This window comes from Planococcus chinensis (genome assembly GCF_020071995.1).
GTDB lineage: Bacteria > Bacillota > Bacilli > Bacillales_A > Planococcaceae > Planococcus > Planococcus chinensis_A.
The window spans coordinates 137,467-151,637 of record NZ_JABWTK010000001.1 but is presented as its reverse complement, the minus strand read 5'-3'; the positions used below and the strand labels follow the sequence as shown (position 1 = coordinate 151,637).

The window sequence follows — 14,171 nt, the reverse complement described above, 5'->3', positions numbered from 1 at the left end:
TCTTTATTAAAGGAGTGATCCGAATGAAGCGGAAAGTGGCGACTCCTGCGGGAGCAGCGCGAAGGAAGCGGCTGAAGCCGGACCCGCGGAAAGCGTCCATTTGGAGCGAAATGGATTATAAAGTGGAATGTTTCTCGACAACTCCTTTATCGTTTTGCTGATTGGATGCGCATCCGCCACAGTTCCTCTGCAGCACCGGAGCCGAACAGCACTCCAAAGGCGATCAGTATAAATCCGAGAAAATGCGCCTCGGTTAAAACTTCCCCGAGGAAATAAGCGGATCCCAGGAGTGCGAATAAAGTATTCAAATTGATGAAAATTGCTGTTTTTGTCGGTCCTATCTGCCCCACTGAGTAGTTGTACAGCATATGGCCTATTGCTGTGCCAAGAACTCCGGAAGCGACGACCAGCAGCCAGAACAGGCCATCCATTTCTGCAAACATGCGCCATTCCCCCGGTTCCCGGAATAGGCTGATCAGAAATAATCCTGCTGAACCCAAGAGAAACATATACGCAGTCAGCAGGCGCGGATCGAGTGTCTTTGATGCTTTGCTTATCACCATGTAGCTTAACACCTGGCCGAGTATCGCCAGGAATATGTATGCATCTCCAACCGAAATCCTGCTTGTTTCGCCATTTCCCGCGAGCACCGTCGCCGTCACCCCGACCAAACCTAAGATAAATCCAAGCCATTGCAGCCTAGACGGTTTTGAGCGCAGAAGAAATAAACCAAAGACAGCTGTCATAATCGGACCCGTGCCGATGATCAATCCTGCATTGGTTCCGGATGTCAGCGACAGGCCGACGGATATAAAATAATGATGGATCACTACGTTCAGCGCAGACCCCGCTATGACGTAGCGCCATTCCTTTCTTGTCAGTTTTCGGACAAGCCCTGTAAAAAACAGCACGGTGAAAACCGTAACAGCCGCAAGAAAAATACGGAAAGACGTCATGGTCACCGGTTCCATTTGAGCTGTTAAATATTTGACTGCAGGAAGATTAATGCCCCATACAAACATGACGCCGACAAGGATGATATATAGTCTTAGATGACTCATCGCTATCCCTCTTTTTACGGATCTTTCAACCCCTCATTTTGTTTTCTTCATAAGGACAGGCGGCTTTGAAATAACGCTGATGTTCTTTTAAGTTCCTCTTTTTCTTCGCCTATAAACGCTTTACAGACATAAATTCGCCTACAGATTTACTAACCCGCTGCTATTCGTCTATGGTTTTTCGGAACCCACAAAAAGCCCGGTAGCCGAGAGATTCATAAAATGTCCGGGAGGTCTGGCTCGCCAAGAGCTCAAAGCGGGTCTTCGGATAAAGCGAATGGATAAAGTTTAACAAGTAAGTGCCCAGTTTCTGCCCTCTCCAGTCTGGATGAACCAGCAGCTCCGCAATATAAAATGTGATATGTCCATCCGTAAGGCCGCGCAGGCAGCCCACCACTTGCCCTTCCATTTCTGCTATAAAAGCGGCGTTGGAATGGCGCCAGGCTTGTTTCGTGTCCTCGCGCTTTTCTGCCAGGTTGCTCCACCCTTCTGCTTTATTCAGTTCATGGATTGCCGGGAAGTCGCGTTCTTCGTAAGGGCGGATGGTGATCGATTTTTTCAGTTCCAAGACGGGCTCTTCCTTTCCTTGATCAAGCATCTTCGCTTTGTTTTAAGTGGAGCTCTGTTCGGCTGCTTTCTTCTGCTTCATCGAATAACACGGATGTAAAAAATGTCAGAATGCCAATCAGCAGACCCGCCCCGAACAAAATGCCGCCAATCAGCATAAAACTGCCGGTATAGGTCTCGACGACCAAATAATAAAGTTCAGGATCGCTCCCGATATCCATATTCCGCAAAAGCCAATTGTTCCCCTGTGCCATGCCGAAATGAACACTGGTAAAAATCAATATCAACCCGGCAAGCATCAATAATAAGACAAGCCATACCAGGCCTTTAATATGTTTCGCCATTACTCTATCCCCCTTCCGCCCACTGCTCTTCCGGCTACTCTCCCTGAAAACAGGCAGCCGCCGAGAAAAGTCCCTTCAAGCGAGCGGTAGCCGTGGACGCCCCCGCCGCCAAATCCACTTACTTCCCCGGCCGCATATAGACCGGGAATCGGCTGTCCGGCATCATTCAAAACGCGGGCTGACAAATCCGTCTGCAGACCGCCGAGTGTCTTGCGGCTGACAATGTTCAAGCGCACGGCAATCAACGGACCGTTTGCAGGGTCTAGAATTTTATGCGGCTTCGCCACCCGGATCAATTTATCGCCGATGTATTTGCGTGCACCGTGCAGCGCAGTCACCTGCAGGTCTTTTCCGAATTTATTGGTCAGCTGAAGGTCGCGTGCTGCAATCTGGCGCCGGATATGTTCGGTGTCTAGCAGCGCTTCGCCGGTCAGCCGGTTCATCCCGTCGACCAGTTCTTCTAATGTATCGGCAATGATAAAGTCTTCGCCTTTGTCCATAAATGCCTGCACCGGCGCTGTGGCACCCGGACGGATGCGCTCCAATACCTGCCGTATGCTTTTGCCGGTGAGGTCCGGATTTTGCTCAGAACCCGACAACGCAAATTCTTTCTCAATGATTTTTTGCGTCAAAATGAACCACGAATAGCTGTAGCCGGTTTTCTGGATCGCTTCCAAGGTGCCGAGCGTATCGAATCCCGGGAAATTCGGCGCCGGAAATCGGTCACCCTTCGCGTCCAGCCAGATGGATGATGGACCAGGCAAAATCCGGATGCCGTGTTTGCTCCAGACCGGATTCCAGTTTTTGATGCCTTCCGTGTAATGCCACATACGGTCGCGGTTAACGATGCGCCCTCCGGTGTTTTCCGTGATGGCGAGCATCCGGCCGTCGACATGCGCCGGCACCCCGGACAGCATTTCCTGCGGCGCTTTTCCCAGTCTTTCCGGCCAGTTTTTCCGGATCAGCTCATGGTTGCCGCCAATGCCGCCGCTCGTAACAACGACCGCTGCCGCTTCATGGGAGAATTCTCCGATTTTCTCACGTGAGCTCGCTTCGCCGCGCTGCGCATCGCTTGGAGCGAGCACTGAACCGAACACTCCCGTTACAGCAGAGTCCGCAGTCACTAGCCCATCCACTTGGTGGCGCGGGCGGTATTCAACTATTCCTGCCTTTATGTACTCCCGCAGCTTCCGCTCAAACGGCTCGACGATTCCAGGACCCGTTCCCCAGACAATATGAAAGCGGGGAACCGAGTTGCCGTGCCCTTCTGCCAGATAGCCGCCGCGTTCCGCCCAACCGACCACCGGGAAAAATTTCACGCCCATTTCGGCCAGCCATGCCCGCTTTTCGCCGGAGGCGAAATCAACATAGGCCTCGGCCCATTTCCTGCCCCAGAAATCTTCATCTTCTTCTCTATCAAAGCCGGCTGCACCGAGCCAGTCCTGCCAGGCCAGCTCTTTTGAATCCTTGATGCCAAGGCGCCGCTGTTCCGGCGAATCGACCAAAAACAAGCCGCCAAAAGACCACCACGCCTGCCCGCCGAGCGATGCTTCCGGTTCCTGATCGAGCAGCAGCACTTTTTTGCCGCTATCCGCGATTTCGGTTGCTGCCACTAACCCTGCAAGCCCTGCCCCTACTACGATTGCATCGTACTTCATCCCGTCATTCCCCCTTTTGCTTCCAATCTTCTTCTCTATTTCCATCGTAGCAGAAGCGTTTAGGAGATTATAGCTATTTTTTAGTATTTTCTGATAACATGGAATGACTAAGCAAAATACGATTAACATTAGGGGGAATCCAGAGGGTATGAATTTACAGACTTCTAATCCACCTGCTTCCGTTATGCTTCGATTCAAGGCTTTCCTGTTTGATTACCTTTTAATTTTCATCTATTTAGTTCTGCTGGCAGCTCTCAACGTCCTGCTCTTCCCATCCTTGCAGGAATTCTTTAACGGATCTCTGGCAGTTGCCCAGTTTACCGGCTTTTTGATGGTTACCTTGCCCGTATCCCTTTACTTTATTGCCAGTGATTCAACGCTTTTCGGCCAGTCTTTCGGCAAAAAGAAGATGGGCATATGGGTAGTGAATCGAAATGGAAAGCCGCTTTCTTTCCTCCATTCGGCTTTTCGGACGGTTTTGAAATTCCTGCCTTGGGAACTGTCCCATTATCTCGTTTACCGGCTGGTGTATTTAGGGGATTCGCCGGTGCCGGTCGGCTACTCTATGGTTGGTGGAATTATTTATGCACTGATGTTCGCTTACCTCCTGACAGCTTTGTTCACAAAAAACAAACAGTCTTTATACGATTTAATGGCCGGAACGGCTGTCATCAAATCGGCCGGGAAATAAAAGCTTTGGAAAAGTCCAAGTTTCCGATAGATACACCCAAATTCGCCCGCTTTATGCTCACACCACTCCATATCAATATAAAAAGCGTTCGAACTTGCTGGAAGACAAGTCCGAAACGCTTTTTTCATTCCATATGATTGCGCTGAAATTCGGCAATGCTTTCATACTCTTCTTTCAAAAGACGCGATAACCGGATATAGATTGGCAGCAGTTCTCTGTAGGTTTTGCTTGGCGTCTTGTCCGGGTGATGGGTACGAGTTTCGCCGATCATGTCAGAGACGATGCTGAAGTCTTCAATTTCGCCCGTTGCATACATGCCGAGCACGACCGCTCCGAGGCAGGAACTCTCAAAGCTTTCCGGCACGGTGACCGGTTTATCGAAGACGTCTGCCATCAACTGGCGCCACATGTCCGAGCGGGCAAATCCGCCAGACGCTTGGATATGCACGGGTTCGCCTATCAACTCTTCAACGGCGAGCAGAACCGTATACAAATTGAAGACAATGCCTTCCAGCACAGCCCGGATCATGTGCTGTTTTTGATGATGGATGCTTAGTCCAAAAAAGGAGCCTCGGGCGTTGGCGTCCCAAAGTGGCGCCCGTTCGCCCGTCAGATAGGGATGAAACAACAGCCCGTCTGCACCGGCATTTACGGTGGAAGCGATTTGAGTTAATACGTCGTAAGGATCGATTCCCAGCCGCTTGGCGGTTTCCACTTCCGAAGGCGCAAACTCATCCCGCAGCCAGCGCAGGACGATGCCGCCATTATTGACCGGCCCCCCAACGACCCACTGGTTTTCCGTCAATGCATAACAGAACGTCCGCCCTTTTGGATCGGTTTTCGGCTTTGGCAAAACCGTTCGGACCGCCCCGCTTGTCCCGATCGTAACAGCCACAATGCCAGGGGCAACGGCACCTACGCCCAGGTTTGCCAAAACACCGTCACTGGCCCCAACGACAAATGGCACATCTTCCCGGATTCCCATAAATGCGGCATATTCCGGCTTCACTCCTGCCATCTGATATGTCGTCGGTACAAGGTGCGACAAACGGCTGGCTTCCACTCCGGCAACTTCTAGTGCGCCTTCGTCCCAATCGAGGTTCTCCAAATTGAACAATCCGGTGGCAGAAGCAAGCGAATGATCAATAACATATTCACCGAATAATTTATGGAAAATAAATTCTTTGATGCCGATAAATTTTTCGGCCTGTTCAAAGATAGCCGGTTCCTCTTCCTTTAGCCAAACCAATTTGGACAGCGGCGACATCGCATGAATCGGCGTACCTGTCCGAAGGTAGATGGCATGCCCGTCCATTTCTTCCTTGATCTTTTTTGACTGCTTGGCACTACGGGTATCCGCCCAGGTGATGCTTCGGGTCAGCAGCTTTCCGTCTTTTCCGACAGCAATCAAACTGTGCATCGCCGCACTGAAAGCCACCAGCTTTAAAGCTTGCGCAGGAATGCGGCTTTTGCGGATCGCTTCCCTCACAGTAGCCAATACTGCATGGAAAATTTCTTCCGGGTCCTGCTCGGCCACAAGCTGGTTCGGCGTATGGAGCGGATAGAAAACGGTTTCGCTTTCTTTTACTGTCCCGCCCCTATCGAAGAGCACTGCTTTCGTTGAAGTTGTTCCTATATCGACGCCAAGATAATAGGATTTTTCGGGCACCCGGTTTCCCCCTTTCTGGATGTTTCGGTGAGATTTTAATTCGTTCCCTTACCTTTCTTCACCCAGCGGCTGAATCCTCTTTCTCTTCGCGGTGCCTGACAGCCGCACAATCCAGGCACAATTGAAAAAAGCAGCTGCACCAAGTGAAGGCCGCTTTTTCCAGTTCACTCTTCTTTGTTTTTCAACGGAATCCAAATTTCCGAATAGGAATCCGGCTGGTACGCATTTTCGTGTGGGTATACTTCGAGCTCCGGTGTGCCTGCTGGTTCGTAAGGATTGGATGGAAACCATTCTGTGAAAATCTTTTTCCAGGCATCCTGCATGGCATCCGGCATCGGGCCATGCACTTCAAACACGCCCCATTTGGATGCCGGAATCTCCATCTCTTCGAATTCTCCTGCCGTGCTGTCTGTCTCAGCTGCAATCCAGTAATCCATATGGGTGCCTTCTCCTGCAACGCAGACACCCAACACCCCTTCAATCTCTCCGCGGTTCAATTCAAACAGCTTTTCATCCAAACCGCTGGCGTTGGTTTCCTGCCACATCTGCGGGATGCCCCGCATGTTTTCATCGTTCAAAGTTGAAAATGTCCGCTTGAAGCCCACCACTTTAAAGCTGCCTCTTTCCACGACTTTGTACTTCATCGGTTCTGCTCCTCTCAGTTTCACCTGGATCACCAGGCGGTTATAGGATTTCAGCCCTCCCAGATTTCTTCGGGCTTCGCTCGGCGTGATGCCGTGCTGCCGCCGAAAAGCCTTGGCGAACGCTTCCGGAGTGTCATAGCCATATTTGTAGGCGATATCGATGATCTTGTTGTCCGTAGTCGACAATTCATGGGCCGCCAAGGTCAAACGCCTCCCCCGCAGATATTCTCCAACCGTCATATCAGTCAAAATCGTAAATGTCCGCTGAAAATGAAACACCGAAGCATTTGCCCGCCTTGCAATTTGTTCGATGGCCAGCGGCTCCTCCAAATGGTCTTCCATATAGTCGATTGCCTGTTGCAGCGATTCCACCCATCCCATATCGCTCACTCCTTACTTGTATCTTATTCCTTTCGAAGAGCAGGTTCCTGTCAATAAATGCTCACTTCAGACAGGTCTTCATAATGTTTGCAGATTCCTTCCGCCTCGTTCATACTTCTATCATAATGTGTGATTTTTCAAAAAACTACTTTAATTGGAGGTCAAACGATATGGAGCACTTGCAAGATACCACCACTTTGCATAATGGCGTGAAAATGCCCTGGTTCGGTCTGGGGCTATCCGGGGCTGAAGACGGCGACGAAGTAGCCAATGCGGTCAAAACCGCCATCGGCCATGGCTACCGAAGCTTCGACACCGCTGCCTTGTATGGCAATGAAAAAGGAGTCGGCCGAGGAATCCGTGAAGGACTTCAAGCAACCGGCCTCTCGCGCGAAGATTTGTTCATCACTTCAAAGGTCTGGAATTCGGACCTTGGCTATGAATCAGCGCTTGCCGCTTATAACACGAGCCTCAAGAAAACCGGTTTGGATTATCTGGACCTGTATTTGATTCATTGGCCAGTTAAAGGCAAATTCAAAGACGCCTGGCGCGCGCTGGAGACTTTGTATAAGGAAGGCCGCGTCAAAGCAATCGGCGTCAGCAATTTCCATATCCACCACTTGGAAGAACTGCTGAAAGATGCCGAAATCAAACCGATGGTCAACCAGGTCGAATACCATCCGCTTCTGACACAAAAAGAGCTTCACGAATTCTGCAAATCCCACAGTATTCAGCTGGAAGCCTGGTCCCCGCTTATGCAAGGCAAACTGCTCGAGGAGCCGCTGCTCGTGGAAATTGCTTCGAAGCTTGAAAAAACTGTAGCCCAAGTCATTCTTCGCTGGGACCTGCAAAACGGCGTCGTCACCATTCCAAAATCGGCCAAGGAATTCCGCATCATCCAGAACTCCCAGGTTTTTGATTTCGAACTTACGGAAGAGGATATGGAACGTATTTCCGCATTGAATGAAAACAAACGGAGCGGAGCCGATCCGGATAATTTCAATTTCTAAACAAAACCGCTGCCCTCAAAAGGCAGCGGTTTTCTGATTCAAATGATTGAAAAGCAGTTGGAGTCCTGTAAACAGCAAAATTCCATCTGATTTGCAGGTTTGATACCGACTTTATCTTCCTATTCTTCCTCTCTAAAAAGATTCTGTCTGCGCCCCCTTGTATTCCCGCTTCAAAATTGTGTACATGGCAAGATCGACAAATTTCCCTTTGATGACCATATGGTCCCGCGCTATGCCCTCCTGCTGCATGCCGAGCTTTTCCGCGAGGCGCCGGGACTGGACATTATCCAGCATAATCGGCGCTTCGACTTTGTTTAATCCCATTTGGTCAAAACCGAATGCCAATAAGCCATCCGCGGCTTCCCTCATCAAGCCTTGGCCCCAGTATTCATGTGATAGCGTATAAGCAATTTCCGCTTTAAAGCGCTTTGGCAGCCAGTTAACATAGTCGATGGTGCCGATCATTTGACCGGTTGCCTTCAATTCAATTGCCCACGTCAGTTTTTTCTGCTGTTCGTATGCTTTTAGAATAAAAGCCAAAAACTCTTTTGTATCTTCAATTGTTTTATGTACATCCCATGGCATGAACCGGGAAACAGCCGGCTCAGAAGCGTAGCGGAACATGTCTATTGCATCGGCCATCACCAATTTCCGCAGAATCAACCGCTCAGTTTCCAGAATCGGCACTGTTTGATAAATCTCGTTCATCCTCAACATTCCTTCCCTCTTCATTGATTGCTGGCCATTGCTGCTTTTTCATAAATCGATATTTCCCAGGAAATCACGGTGGTGCTGTCTCGCACACCTTTTTCCCGGATATTTTCCAACAGCGCCGCTACACCTTGCTCATTTGAAACGTCTTTAAAACGTTCCTTTATCGCTTGCGGTTCCGCGAACGGTTCACCCGGGCATTCAATCAAACCATCGGTCGTCAGGAACAAATGATTATCCCCTTGGCGCAATTCCCGGGTGCCGCTTGAATAACAAGGCACTGCTCCTTCAAAAGTGTTCACTTGCCCTATCCATTCGTAAAATTGGCGCTGGTTCAGCTGATATTGCCCAAATTTAGCCAGTTCCGGATGAAACAGATACAACAGGCAGTCGCCGACCGAAAACCACCAGACGTATTTGCCTTTTCGGACGGCAATCAAACAAGCCGTTTCTCCCTGGACATTCCGGCAGACTTTGCGGAATTCTTCCGCTTGGAACATAGCGAGCACCTTTTTTTCAAACGACTGAAAATAGGCAAGACCAAGCGGCTGATTCAACAAAATTTCCAGCGTTGCTTTATGGGATTCCACTTGTTCCAAGACTTTCTCCGCGCTCTCTGCCGTATTGTGCGCATCCAGCAATAGGACGAATTCCCAATCTGTCTGTGCGTTCATCCACACCAGGCAGCCGTCTTCGTTCTTGTACTGCCCCGCCGCTGAATTGCCGCCGAAGCGCCCAATAGTTAAATGGCTGAAAGAAAGGACATGCGGCCGGTCGACAAAATTGTCGCCGCTCCCGACCCAACTAAAGCTTTCCGCTGCTTTTTCCAAATGCCCTTCCCCCTTTTTGGATATTTCTAAAATTATATGGGAATTGGTGGAGGAATGGAACAAAATTCCTTAAGGTAAATGAGAAATCCGTTTTTTTGTACAAAAAAAGCCGCTTGCCGAAGCAACCCGCTTTTTCTTTAGTTTGCTATTCATTTAAAATACTTTCTTCCAGCATGTCGGATTTATTGCCGTAAACTTTCGTAATATGGCCGTCTCCCCATGTGCAAAGTGAATTCAAGATTCCTTCAAGGCTTTCCCCGTATTCACTCAATTCGTACTCCACTTTTGGCGGCACCTGATTGTAAACAATGCGGTTAATGACGCCATCAGACTCCAATTCGCGCAATTGCTGCGTCAGCATTTTCTGAGTAATGTCCGGCATCAAGCGACGCAATTCACTGGTCCGCTTCTTGCCTCGCATCAGGTGGCACAAAATGACGCATTTCCATTTGCCTCCAATGACTTCCAGTGTTGCTTCTACCGATATGTTGTATTTCTTATGCTTCATCATTTCTTCTCCTTTTCATGGGAACCAAAAAGTTCCTATAGTACTTTTCAGTGTCTATAGCACTTTAAAGTGCGTACTTCTCTTTGTTTTCTGTATGTCCCATACTAACATTTATCGGTTGAAACACAACGATATTATTCTTATTTTGGAGGAGAAAAGAATGTCTACAGATAGAAAAAGAAGCACCTTTGCCCTTTTAGCTTTAGCACTCAGTGCATTTGCCATTGGCACTACAGAATTCATCAGCGTCGGCCTGTTGCCGATGATTGCAGAAGATCTGGATATCTCGGTTACCACCGCTGGCCTCACCGTATCCATCTATGCACTGGGCGTCATGTTCGGAGCACCGGTCCTTACCTCGCTGACGTCCAATATGTCACGGAAATCTTTATTGCTTTGGATTATGGTGGTTTTTATCGCCGGAAATTTGATGGCGGCCATGGCCGGAACAGTTGGTTTGCTGCTGATTGCCCGTGTCGTTTCTGCTCTTGCCCATGGCATCTTCATGGCAATTGGCGCAACGATTGCCGCAGACCTTGTTCCTTCTCATAAAAGAGCAAGTGCCATTGCCATCATGTTTACTGGATTAACGGTTGCGACCGTCACGGGCGTCCCATTCGGCACTTTTATCGGTCAATTATTCGGATGGCGCTTTGCATTTTTCACAATTGTCATCATCGGGGTTATTGCGTTGATCGGCAACAGCATCCTGGTTCCATCCGATTTGCCGAAAGGAGCCCGCACGACATTTGGCGATCAGCTTAAATTAGTTACAAATGGCCGATTGCTATTGGTTTTTATCATCACTGCATTGGGGTATGGAGGAACGTTCGTTGTTTTCACGTATTTATCGCCTTTGCTGCAAGAAGTTACCGGATTCAAATCCGGAACCGTCACGCTGATTCTGCTGGTTTATGGCCTTGCCATTGCTGCCGGGAATACCATCGGCGGCAAATTATCCAACCGCAACCCGATCAACGCGCTGTTTTACATGTTTTTGATCCAGGCAGTCATCTTGATGGTTTTAACGTTTACCGCTCCTTTTAAAGTTGCCGGACTAATTACTATTCTACTGATGGGCTTGTTCGCTTTCATGAACGTACCGGGTCTGCAGGTATATGTAGTGATGCTCGCTGAACGTTTCGTACCAAGTGCAGTCGATGTCGCTTCTGCTATCAATATTGCCGCATTTAACGCCGGCATTGCATTAGGCGCTTATTTCGGCGGCCTGATCGCTGACTCTATGGGGCTCATTCATACTGCTTGGGCAGGCGGATTGATGGTATTTGCCGCTGTCATTTTGACCGGCTGGAGCCGTTTGCTCGAGCGCAAGTCCCTGAGTAAGGAAATGCCGCTGCATCCGGTACAGGACACCCAGCTGGGTTGAGGCATAGGATTTTGGGTTATGAATTTACTAACAGGAATATTTTTATTACACAGGAGGATGATCAATAATGGAAAAAACCTTGCAAGATACAGTTAAATTACAAAATGGTGTAGAAATGCCCTGGTTCGGATTAGGTGTTTTTAGAGTTTCTGAAGGACCTGAGCTCGTAAATGCAGTCAAAGCCGCTATTAAAAATGGCTATCGCAGCATTGATACCGCAGCCATCTATGGCAATGAAGAAGGCGTCGGCCAAGGAATCCGGGAAGGGATGGCAGAAGCCGGCATTTCACGAAAGGATTTGTTTGTGACCTCAAAAGTCTGGAATGCAGATTTAGGCTATGAATCCACCATTGCTGCCTATGAAGCAAGTTTGCAGCGACTTGGTTTGGAATACTTGGATTTATACCTTATCCACTGGCCGGTTGAAGGAAAATACAAAGAGGCCTGGAAAGCTTTAGAAACTTTGTACAAAGACGGACGCGTCAAATCCATCGGCGTCAGCAACTTCCAGGTCCATCATTTGAAAGATCTGCTGCAAGAAGCCGAGATCAAACCGATGGTCAACCAGGTTGAATACCATCCGTACCTTACGCAAAAAGAAGTTCAGGCTTTTTGCATAGAACAAGGCATTCAGTTGGAAGCCTGGTCGCCATTGATGGCCGGTGAATTATTGAATCAGCCTGTGCTGAAAGAAATTGCAGAGAAATACAATAAATCAGTTGCCCAAGTGATTTTGAGATGGGATCTGCAAAACGGGGTCGTGACCATCCCGAAATCGACCAATGAACAGCGGATCATTGAAAATGCTTCTATTTATGATTTCGAACTTTCGATAGAAGATATGGACCGCATGGAAGCATTAAACCAAAACAAGCGCGTAGGGCCCGACCCGGATAACTTTGATTTTTAATTGGCAACAGACAATCTCTTTAAAAGAGCTTGTCTGTTTTTTCTTTTCCTAAATACGAATTAGACAGATGCCTTCAAATTTGATAATATATATTAGTTAGCTTAACTAACTATTAACCAGACTAACTATTTTTAAGAGGAGGTCTTCCCATTAAAACGTTTCAGCAATTTTTCCACCAATTTATGCTGTTGTACCGGCCTTTTGAGCACCACCTCAATATAGAGCTTGGCAAACATGGCTTGTACCGGGCGGAATGGACAATTCTCTATTACCTGGCCAATAACGAATCTGCAACATTGGTCGAGCTTGCCCAGTATCAGCGCGTCGAAAAACCGACAATGACCCGGATTATCAGAAGCTTGGAGGAATCCGGCTTTATCGAGCACATTCCTGGAAAAGACCGGCGCGAAAAGCCGATGAAGCTGACCGCGCTTGGTCAAAAAGTATACACAGAAGTCCGGGTGACGGTCGACCGGTTTGAACAGGATATTCTCGAAGGAATTTCCGAGGAGCAGCAGCTGGAAGCTATCGAAGTCATGAACGCAATACGCAATCAACTAATCAGTAAGGAGTCGAGCAAGTGAATCAAAACAAACCGCCATTATGGACAAAGAATTTTATCATAGCGTCCTTAATCAACTTTTTTCTTATTTTAATCTTTTATCTATTAATTGTTACCATCGGCAAATATGCCGTTGAGGAATTCAGCGCCACTACCAGTGAAGCAGGCCTCGTTACCGGGATTTTCATCATCGGCACGTTGATCGGCCGTTTAGGGATTGGCCGGGTCATCGACAAAATCGGCCGGAAACGGACCTTGCTTATCGGCCTCGCCTTGTTCACCGTCACCACCCTTCTTTACTACGTGCAGCTCGGCCTTCCTTTCTTGATGGTCAACCGCCTGTTGCACGGCATGACCTTAGGAATCGCCAGTACGGCAGCGGGTACCATCGTAGCTCAGATCATCCCGATGTCCCGCAAAGGGGAAGGCATCGGCTATTTCAGTATGAGTGCCACAATGGCGACGGCGATCGGCCCTTTTATCGGCCTTTTCATGACTCAGCGCACCAGCTTTGAAGTCATTTTCGGCCTTTGCCTCGCTTTAGGAGCCATCAGTTTACTCGTTTCCTTGTTTGTTCAGGTGCCACCTTTGGAAGCAGCTCCCGCGTCGGCACAAACAAAAGGTTTCAGCCTTTCGAATTTCCTCGAACCGAAAGCGGTTCCGATCGCCTTTATTACACTAGCGGTCAGCTTATGTTACGCGAGTGTGCTGTCGTTCATCAATTTCTACGCCATTGAAATCGACCTGGTCGACACGGCCAGCATGTTCTTCGTGGTCTACGCATTAGCCGTCTTGGCTTCGCGCCCATTCACCGGCCGTTTGATGGACGTGAAAGGCGCGAACTACGTCATGTATCCCGCTTTTGCTGTCTTTGCCCTTGGTCTATTTTTGCTGAGTACGGCAGACAATAGTGTTACGTTACTGTTGTCGGGTGCACTGATCGGCCTTGGTTTCGGCAATATGCAATCAACCACACAGGCAGTGGCCGTCAAATTGACGCCGCCTCACCGCATGGGGCTTGCCACTTCAACATTCTTTATCTTTATGGACGCCGGCCTCGGATTCGGTCCGTATATTTTGGGTTTTATGATTCCCATTACCGGCTACAGCAATATGTACGTGATTTTAGCCATTGCGGCGCTGGCCACAGCGTTCTTGTATTACTTGCTGCATGGCAAGAAAGAACACGCAGCAAACGAGACCATGTCGGTATCATAAGTTTGAAAGGCATCCTTATAGGG

General features: G+C 48.8%; 16 protein-coding genes. 7 read left to right on the top strand and 9 right to left on the bottom strand.

Annotated features, from left to right (window positions below):
- The first annotated feature begins 23 nt into the window (after positions 1 to 23).
- Positions 24 to 161, top strand: coding sequence for a hypothetical protein (locus HU147_RS00745; protein WP_224074416.1), 138 nt, complete (start codon positions 24 to 26; stop codon positions 159 to 161).
- Here the strand turns inward: HU147_RS00745 and HU147_RS00740 are convergent.
- The 4 genes from HU147_RS00740 to HU147_RS00725 form a co-directional block, all read right to left on the bottom strand.
- Positions 147 to 1,061: a DMT family transporter gene (locus HU147_RS00740; protein WP_224074415.1), complete on the bottom strand. Its 915-nt coding sequence runs from the start codon at positions 1,059 to 1,061 to the stop codon at positions 147 to 149. The genes HU147_RS00745 and HU147_RS00740 overlap by 15 nt on opposite strands.
- 160 nt (positions 1,062 to 1,221) lie before the next feature.
- Positions 1,222 to 1,656 (bottom strand): GNAT family N-acetyltransferase, encoded by a 435-nt coding sequence (locus HU147_RS00735; RefSeq protein ID WP_224074414.1) that lies wholly within the window; start codon positions 1,654 to 1,656, stop codon positions 1,222 to 1,224.
- A complete protein-coding gene (locus HU147_RS00730) occupies positions 1,649 to 1,969 on the bottom strand; it encodes a hypothetical protein (protein ID WP_224074413.1) in 321 nt (106 codons plus the stop codon). Before HU147_RS00730 ends, HU147_RS00735 begins: the two co-directional genes overlap by 8 nt.
- Positions 1,969 to 3,627 (bottom strand): FAD-binding dehydrogenase, encoded by a 1,659-nt coding sequence (locus HU147_RS00725; RefSeq protein ID WP_224074412.1) that lies wholly within the window; start codon positions 3,625 to 3,627, stop codon positions 1,969 to 1,971. The genes HU147_RS00730 and HU147_RS00725 overlap by 1 nt, the downstream gene beginning before the upstream one ends.
- A gap of 148 nt (positions 3,628 to 3,775) precedes the next feature.
- Here HU147_RS00725 and HU147_RS00720 point away from each other — a divergent pair, with 148 nt between their 5' ends.
- Positions 3,776 to 4,318 carry an RDD family protein gene (locus tag HU147_RS00720; RefSeq protein ID WP_224074411.1) on the top strand — a complete coding sequence of 181 codons (543 nt, stop codon included), beginning with the start codon at positions 3,776 to 3,778 and terminating at the stop codon, positions 4,316 to 4,318.
- 124 nt (positions 4,319 to 4,442) lie between these two features.
- Here HU147_RS00720 and gntK read toward each other — a convergent pair whose 3' ends face one another.
- Positions 4,443 to 5,987 carry a gluconokinase gene (gene gntK / locus HU147_RS00715; RefSeq protein ID WP_224074410.1) on the bottom strand — a complete coding sequence of 515 codons (1,545 nt, stop codon included), beginning with the start codon at positions 5,985 to 5,987 and terminating at the stop codon, positions 4,443 to 4,445.
- A gap of 164 nt (positions 5,988 to 6,151) precedes the next feature.
- On the bottom strand, positions 6,152 to 7,012 hold the full coding sequence (locus tag HU147_RS00710) for an AraC family transcriptional regulator (protein ID WP_224074409.1): 861 nt from the start codon (positions 7,010 to 7,012) through the stop codon (positions 6,152 to 6,154).
- A gap of 170 nt (positions 7,013 to 7,182) precedes the next feature.
- On the opposite strand from HU147_RS00710, the gene HU147_RS00705 reads away from it, so the two are divergent.
- Positions 7,183 to 8,022 carry an aldo/keto reductase gene (locus HU147_RS00705; protein WP_224074408.1) on the top strand — a complete coding sequence of 280 codons (840 nt, stop codon included), beginning with the start codon at positions 7,183 to 7,185 and terminating at the stop codon, positions 8,020 to 8,022.
- A gap of 132 nt (positions 8,023 to 8,154) precedes the next feature.
- Here HU147_RS00705 and HU147_RS00700 read toward each other — a convergent pair whose 3' ends face one another.
- From HU147_RS00700 to HU147_RS00690, 3 genes are all read right to left on the bottom strand, one after another.
- Positions 8,155 to 8,730 (bottom strand): GNAT family N-acetyltransferase, encoded by a 576-nt coding sequence (locus HU147_RS00700; RefSeq protein WP_224074407.1) that lies wholly within the window; start codon positions 8,728 to 8,730, stop codon positions 8,155 to 8,157.
- A gap of 20 nt (positions 8,731 to 8,750) precedes the next feature.
- Positions 8,751 to 9,563: a protein phosphatase 2C domain-containing protein gene (locus tag HU147_RS00695; protein WP_224074406.1), complete on the bottom strand. Its 813-nt coding sequence runs from the start codon at positions 9,561 to 9,563 to the stop codon at positions 8,751 to 8,753.
- 145 nt (positions 9,564 to 9,708) lie between these two features.
- Entirely contained in the window at positions 9,709 to 10,071 is a 363-nt protein-coding gene (locus HU147_RS00690) for a winged helix-turn-helix transcriptional regulator (protein WP_224074405.1), read from the bottom strand.
- A 160-nt stretch (positions 10,072 to 10,231) separates the two neighbouring features.
- Between HU147_RS00690 and HU147_RS00685 the strand changes: the two genes are divergently transcribed.
- The 4 genes from HU147_RS00685 to HU147_RS00670 all read left to right on the top strand — a co-directional run bounded on the left by HU147_RS00685 (position 10,232) and on the right by HU147_RS00670 (position 14,148).
- Positions 10,232 to 11,458: an MFS transporter gene (locus HU147_RS00685; protein WP_224074404.1), complete on the top strand. Its 1,227-nt coding sequence runs from the start codon at positions 10,232 to 10,234 to the stop codon at positions 11,456 to 11,458.
- 67 nt (positions 11,459 to 11,525) lie between these two features.
- Positions 11,526 to 12,368 (top strand): aldo/keto reductase, encoded by an 843-nt coding sequence (locus tag HU147_RS00680; RefSeq protein ID WP_224074403.1) that lies wholly within the window; start codon positions 11,526 to 11,528, stop codon positions 12,366 to 12,368.
- A 182-nt stretch (positions 12,369 to 12,550) separates the two neighbouring features.
- Entirely contained in the window at positions 12,551 to 12,952 is a 402-nt protein-coding gene (locus HU147_RS00675; protein ID WP_224074402.1) for a MarR family winged helix-turn-helix transcriptional regulator, read from the top strand.
- A complete protein-coding gene (locus HU147_RS00670; protein ID WP_224074401.1) occupies positions 12,949 to 14,148 on the top strand; it encodes an MFS transporter in 1,200 nt (399 codons plus the stop codon). Before HU147_RS00675 ends, HU147_RS00670 begins: the two co-directional genes overlap by 4 nt.
- Positions 14,149 to 14,171 lie beyond the last annotated feature (23 nt).

What these genes read in the sequence shown, in the direction of transcription:
- HU147_RS00745 (WP_224074416.1), top strand. Translation starts at nt 24, where the DNA reads ATGAAGCGGAAAGTGGCGACTCCTGCGGGAGCAGCGCGAAGGAAGCGG.
- HU147_RS00740 (WP_224074415.1), bottom strand. Translation starts at nt 1,061, where the DNA reads ATGAGTCATCTAAGACTATATATCATCCTTGTCGGCGTCATGTTTGTA.
- HU147_RS00735 (WP_224074414.1), bottom strand. Translation starts at nt 1,656, where the DNA reads ATGCTTGATCAAGGAAAGGAAGAGCCCGTCTTGGAACTGAAAAAATCG.
- HU147_RS00730 (WP_224074413.1), bottom strand. Translation starts at nt 1,969, where the DNA reads ATGGCGAAACATATTAAAGGCCTGGTATGGCTTGTCTTATTATTGATG.
- HU147_RS00725 (WP_224074412.1), bottom strand. Translation starts at nt 3,627, where the DNA reads ATGAAGTACGATGCAATCGTAGTAGGGGCAGGGCTTGCAGGGTTAGTG.
- HU147_RS00720 (WP_224074411.1), top strand. Translation starts at nt 3,776, where the DNA reads ATGAATTTACAGACTTCTAATCCACCTGCTTCCGTTATGCTTCGATTC.
- HU147_RS00710 (WP_224074409.1), bottom strand. Translation starts at nt 7,012, where the DNA reads ATGGGATGGGTGGAATCGCTGCAACAGGCAATCGACTATATGGAAGAC.
- HU147_RS00705 (WP_224074408.1), top strand. Translation starts at nt 7,183, where the DNA reads ATGGAGCACTTGCAAGATACCACCACTTTGCATAATGGCGTGAAAATG.
- HU147_RS00700 (WP_224074407.1), bottom strand. Translation starts at nt 8,730, where the DNA reads ATGAACGAGATTTATCAAACAGTGCCGATTCTGGAAACTGAGCGGTTG.
- HU147_RS00690 (WP_224074405.1), bottom strand. Translation starts at nt 10,071, where the DNA reads ATGAAGCATAAGAAATACAACATATCGGTAGAAGCAACACTGGAAGTC.
- HU147_RS00685 (WP_224074404.1), top strand. Translation starts at nt 10,232, where the DNA reads ATGTCTACAGATAGAAAAAGAAGCACCTTTGCCCTTTTAGCTTTAGCA.
- HU147_RS00680 (WP_224074403.1), top strand. Translation starts at nt 11,526, where the DNA reads ATGGAAAAAACCTTGCAAGATACAGTTAAATTACAAAATGGTGTAGAA.
- HU147_RS00675 (WP_224074402.1), top strand. Translation starts at nt 12,551, where the DNA reads ATGCTGTTGTACCGGCCTTTTGAGCACCACCTCAATATAGAGCTTGGC.